Below are 2,624 nucleotides of genomic sequence, written 5' to 3'. Positions count from 1 at the left end.
TCCTCGTCGTGGACGACAACCAGGACGCCGCCGACACGCTCGCGATGCTGCTGGACGCGGACGGCGCCCAGGCGCGCGCCGTGTACGACGGCCCGTCGGCGCTGGCCGCGTTGCCGGTCCTGCGCCCGCACACGGTGCTGCTCGACCTGGGCATGCCGGACATGGACGGCCTCGAAGTGGCGCGCCGCATCCGCGCCGATCCCGCCTGGTCCGGCGTGCGCATCGTCGCGCTGACGGGGTGGGGGCAGGAGAGCGACCGCGAACGCACGCGCGGGGCCGGGTTCGATTTTCACCTCACCAAGCCGGTCGACCTGGACGTGCTGCACGCGTGGCTCGGCGCGGGCCGTGCGTAGGTGCCTCCGCACCCCGGCCAGCCGTTAATCACCCGTTCACCCTTAATAGATTTCCCCTCTAGCTGCGATGTGGCAGGACTGTTGATTTGCCTCCTTCAATACACTGACTCCAGCCAACGTCGGTGCCGCGCCGTAGAGCAAAAATCCCCGTTTCACTCGCAACGGAGGAACACATGCTTGACGCTTATTTGCAGATCGGGGACATCAAGGGCGAATCGATGGACGATAAGCATCGCCAGTGGATAGAAGTCCACAACGTTTCGTGGGGTGTAACTCAGCCGAGAGCCACGGCCATATCGACGGCCGGTGGACACACCAGCGGCAAGGCTGAGGTTCACGAAGTCGTGTTTGACAAGCTGGCCGACATCGCCTCACCTGTCCTCTTCCAAACCTGTGCGGCAGGAAAGACGCTACCCAAAGCCACGTTTCATTTCTTCAGGGCCGACGGCGACGGTTCCCGCGTCAAATACTTCGAAATCGAACTTGAGAATGTGATGCTGTCCAGCGTCCTCCCGACTAGCGGAAATGGCGGAATCATCACGGAAAAGGTTCACTTGGCGTCGTCCAAGTTCAAATGCACGTACACTCAGCAGAAGATCGGCGGCGGTGCTGGTGGTAGCACGGCGGGAGGCTGGGATTCAGCAGCGAATCGAATCTGCGCCTGATGGGAGGCCACCATGCCGCATCCGGTTGTCTACACTGGCGACATGAACGCGCTAGTCATGGAGTGGGAAGGTAAGTGGAGGCAGACGTTCAAGGAACAGGGAACAGAAGGATTGAAACACCTGAGGATCGGAAACGGCGAATGTGTAGCTCTGCCGCAAGGATTAACGAGTGTTGGCTGGACTGGACGATGGCAACGGGGTGACCGCGTCATTGATGTCGCAAAGACGCTCAAGCCGGGGACCGTTATTGCGAATTTCAAGCTCATCGACGGAAAGTGGCACTATCCTCGCCCTCCCGCCATCGTGCATGGACACCATGCCGCTTTATTCATGGGAGCGGACTCGTACAGCGGCGGCAAGGCGTTGCGCATCCAGATGTTCGACCAGTGGCGCAGTGGCGAGGGAAAATGGCCTAGCCCTCGGTGGGTGAAGGCGCAATCTGCATCATCGCCAAGGCAACCATGCGACAGGGCGGAAGAATTCTACGTGGTGCTCGTCCCATGAAACGAAACCTCATTGCAGCACTCATCCTGTCGACTTCCGCCACCGCCCATGCTGGCGTCTACAAGTGCCCTTCGACCTACCCCGGCAAGGAGTCGCCGGGACTTCCGCTCACTAGCGCAATGATGATGTGGGGCGAGAGACCTACTGACGGAACAATCTATCCAAGCGGCTGGTTGAGGGGGGACGATCGCCCCGCCAAGGACGGCATCGACATCCTTTACGGTCTTTCTGAGCCTCCAGAGCCGAATTGGCTCGTCTGTGAGTACGGCTCGCATAAGCGAATCAAGGGCCGTTTCCACGACGGGCACGAATGGGGACAATACATGGAGGGCCACGGAAAAGAGTCGTGGTTTATTCGGCTGGCCCCCGAAGACGTAAACTGTACGCAGCAAACCCGGGAAATCAAGTCACGCAAGCCCAGTGCATGGACGGTAACGGCGACTTGTACAGGTCAGCCATGAAGCGATACCCGCGAGAGAACGCGCGATGTTCGTTTCAGCAGAAATCACCTAGCCGTCCGCGCCACGCCGGAAGGCCTTGCGATACGCCGCCGGTGACGTCTGCAGCGCGGCGCGGAAGTGCTGGCGCAGCGACAGCGCGGAGCCGAAGCCGGCCTCCTGCGCCACGACCTCGACGGCCGCATCGGATGTCTCCAGCATCCAGCGCGCGTGCGCCAGCCGCTGGGCCAGCAGCCATTGCTTGAACGACGTGCCCGTCGCCTGGCGGAAGTGGCGCGTGAAGTTACGCCGGCTCATGGCGGCGCGCTGGGCCAGGTCGTCGATGCCGTGTTCCTCGCCGAGGTGGCGCGTCACCCACTCCAGCACCGCGGACAGGCGGCCGTCGCTGGGCGACACGGGCACCGGCCGTTCGATGAACTGGGCCTGGCCCCCTTGCCGGTGCGGCGCCACGACGAGCATGCGCGCCACGTGGTTGGCCGCATCCGCGCCGCACAGCCGGCGCATCAGGTGCAGGCAGCAGTCGATGCCGGCCGCCACGCCGGCCGACGTCAGCACGTCGCCATCGTCCACGTACAGCACGTCCGGATCGACTTTTACGCGCGGGTGGCGCCGCGCCAGCTCGGCGGCGAGGGCCCAGTGCGTGG

General features: G+C 63.0%; 5 protein-coding genes. 4 read left to right on the top strand and 1 reads right to left on the bottom strand.

Translation table 11 applies throughout. The features are described 5' to 3' along the window. The 4 genes from ACEN88_RS28960 to ACEN88_RS28945 form a co-directional block, all read left to right on the top strand. Positions 1-353, top strand: a 353-nt coding sequence (locus ACEN88_RS28960; RefSeq protein ID WP_413345257.1) for a response regulator, incomplete at its 5' end; no start/stop codon positions are given. Positions 354-526: 173 nt separating this feature from the next. Continuing rightward, positions 527-1,018: an Hcp family type VI secretion system effector gene (locus ACEN88_RS28955; RefSeq protein WP_413345255.1), complete on the top strand. Its 492-nt coding sequence runs from the start codon at positions 527-529 to the stop codon at positions 1,016-1,018. Between the two features lie 12 nt (positions 1,019-1,030). Then, positions 1,031-1,522: a BPSL0067 family protein gene (locus tag ACEN88_RS28950; RefSeq protein ID WP_413345253.1), complete on the top strand. Its 492-nt coding sequence runs from the start codon at positions 1,031-1,033 to the stop codon at positions 1,520-1,522. Continuing rightward, complete coding sequence (locus ACEN88_RS28945; RefSeq protein ID WP_156403957.1) at positions 1,519-1,983, top strand: hypothetical protein; 465 nt, start codon at positions 1,519-1,521, stop codon at positions 1,981-1,983. The genes ACEN88_RS28950 and ACEN88_RS28945 overlap by 4 nt, the downstream gene beginning before the upstream one ends. Before the next feature lie 48 nt (positions 1,984-2,031). Here the strand turns inward: ACEN88_RS28945 and ACEN88_RS28940 are convergent. Then, positions 2,032-2,624 (bottom strand): GlxA family transcriptional regulator (locus tag ACEN88_RS28940; protein WP_413345251.1); only part of this gene is annotated, 593 nt, incomplete at its 5' end.

The organism is Massilia sp. CT11-108 (genome assembly GCF_047302915.1).
Lineage (GTDB): Bacteria > Pseudomonadota > Gammaproteobacteria > Burkholderiales > Burkholderiaceae_D > Telluria > Telluria orientalis.
The sequence above is the reverse complement of the archived record's forward strand: the minus strand, read 5'-3'. Positions and strand labels throughout refer to the sequence as shown.